This window comes from Methylobacterium sp. B1 (genome assembly GCF_000333255.1).
In the GTDB taxonomy this organism is placed as follows: Bacteria; Pseudomonadota; Alphaproteobacteria; order Rhizobiales; family Beijerinckiaceae; genus Methylobacterium; species Methylobacterium fujisawaense.
The window spans coordinates 1-1,794 of the sequence record NZ_BACT01000396.1 but is presented as its reverse complement, the minus strand read 5'-3'; the positions used below and the strand labels follow the sequence as shown (position 1 = coordinate 1,794).

General features: G+C 71.1%; 2 protein-coding genes. Both read left to right on the top strand.

Annotated elements, in window-relative coordinates:
• Positions 1–796 (top strand): uracil-DNA glycosylase (locus I53_RS11505; protein ID WP_043350694.1); only part of this gene is annotated, 796 nt, incomplete at its 5' end.
• A gap of 143 nt (positions 797–939) precedes the next feature.
• A partial coding sequence (locus I53_RS11500) for a neutral zinc metallopeptidase (protein ID WP_043350692.1) occupies positions 940–1,794 on the top strand: 855 nt, incomplete at its 3' end.

Here is a 1,794-nt window from a genome sequence, read left to right as displayed (position 1 = left end):
CGAGCGGCCGCACGACCGGTTCAGCGAGGCGGATGCGCCGGCGCCGACCCTGCGCGCGCCGCGCCGGGCCCCCGATCCGCCCGTCGGCCCGACCGCCGGCCCCACCGCCGGCAGCCTCGTGCCGCCCCCCGGTTCGCCGCCGCCCGCCGCGCCGTCGCGGACCTTCGGCCGCGCCGCCAGCGCCCAGCCCGATGAAGCCGCGAGCGACGCCCGCGCCCGGGCGCGGCAGGCGAAGACCCTGGACGAGCTGGAGCGGATCCTCGCCGATTTCGACGCCTGCCCGCTGCGCTTCACCGCCAAGAACCTCGTCTTCGCTGACGGCAATCCCGAGGCGCGGGTGATGTTTCTCGGCGAGGCGCCCGGCGCCGACGAGGACCGGATCGGCAAGCCGTTCATGGGCCGCTCGGGCCAGCTCCTCGACAAGATGATGAAGGCGATCGGACTCGACCGGACCAGCGCCTACGTCGCCAACATCGTGCCCTGGCGCCCGCCGGGCAACCGCAACCCGACGCCCCAGGAGGTTGCGGTGTGCCGGCCCTTCGTGGAGCGCCAGATCGAGCTGGTCGATCCGGACCTCATCGTCTGCCTCGGCGCGCCCGCGACCCAGACGCTGACCGGCACGAAGGATGGCATCCTGCGGACCCGCGGCCGACTGTTCCCCTACAAGCTGCCCAACCGCGAGGTGAAGCTGCTCGCCACGCTCCACCCGGCCTTCCTGCTGCGCCAGCCGGTGCAGAAGCGTCTCGCATGGCGGGATTTCCGATCCCTGCGCGCCCTTCTCGACGGGAAAGCTTGACCACGTGGGCGGAACCGGGTCTCCCCTCCCGCCATTAGAGCTTCGTTCCCGCCGCTGGTCCACCGTCGGCCGGACATAGCGACGCATAGCAAACCGTGGGCTGCCCGAGGCGGCCGGCGCAGCATTGATGGCGGGACCCAACCATGCGCTGGGAAGATCTACGCAGCTCCGACAACGTCGAGGATCGCCGGGGCGAGGGCGGCGGCGGCGGCGGCATGGGCTTTCCCGGCGGCGGCGCCGGCGGGCTCGGCATCGGCACCATCGTGGTGCTTCTGATCATCAGCTATTTCACCGGCATCAACCCGGCGATCCTGATCGGCGGCGCCGAGCGGATCGGCGGCGGGCGCGGCCAGCAGGAGCAGCAGGTCGATCCGCAGACCCAGGCCAAGCGGCGGCAGGCGCCGACGGACGAGAGCGGCCGGTTCGCCTCGAAGATCCTCGGCAACACCGAGGACGTCTGGAGCCAGATCCTGCCGCAGCAGACCGGCAAGCAGTACACGCCGACGACCCTGGTGCTGTATACCGGCGGCACCCGCTCGGGCTGCGGCTCGGCCCAGGCGGCGATGGGCCCGTTCTACTGCCCCCTCGACAAGAAGGTCTATCTCGACACGGGCTTCTTCAAGGAGATGGCCTCGAAGTTCGGCGTGAAGGGCGATTTCGCCTACGCCTACGTCATCGCCCACGAGGTCGGCCACCACGTCCAGGACGTGCTCGGCATCCTCGGCAAGGTCCAGGCGCGCCAGCAGCAGGCGTCCAGCAAGACCGAGGCGAACGCCCTCTCGGTGCGGATCGAGCTGATGGCCGACTGCCTCGCCGGCGTCTGGGCCAAGAACTCCAACGACAAGTACGCCGAGCTGGAGCAGGGCGACATCGACGAGGCCCTGAACGCCGCCGCCCAGATCGGCGACGACGCCCTGCAGCAGCGCTCGAAGGGCTACGTGGTGCCGGATTCCTTCACCCACGGCTCCTCGGCCCAGCGACAGCGCTGGTTCAAGGCC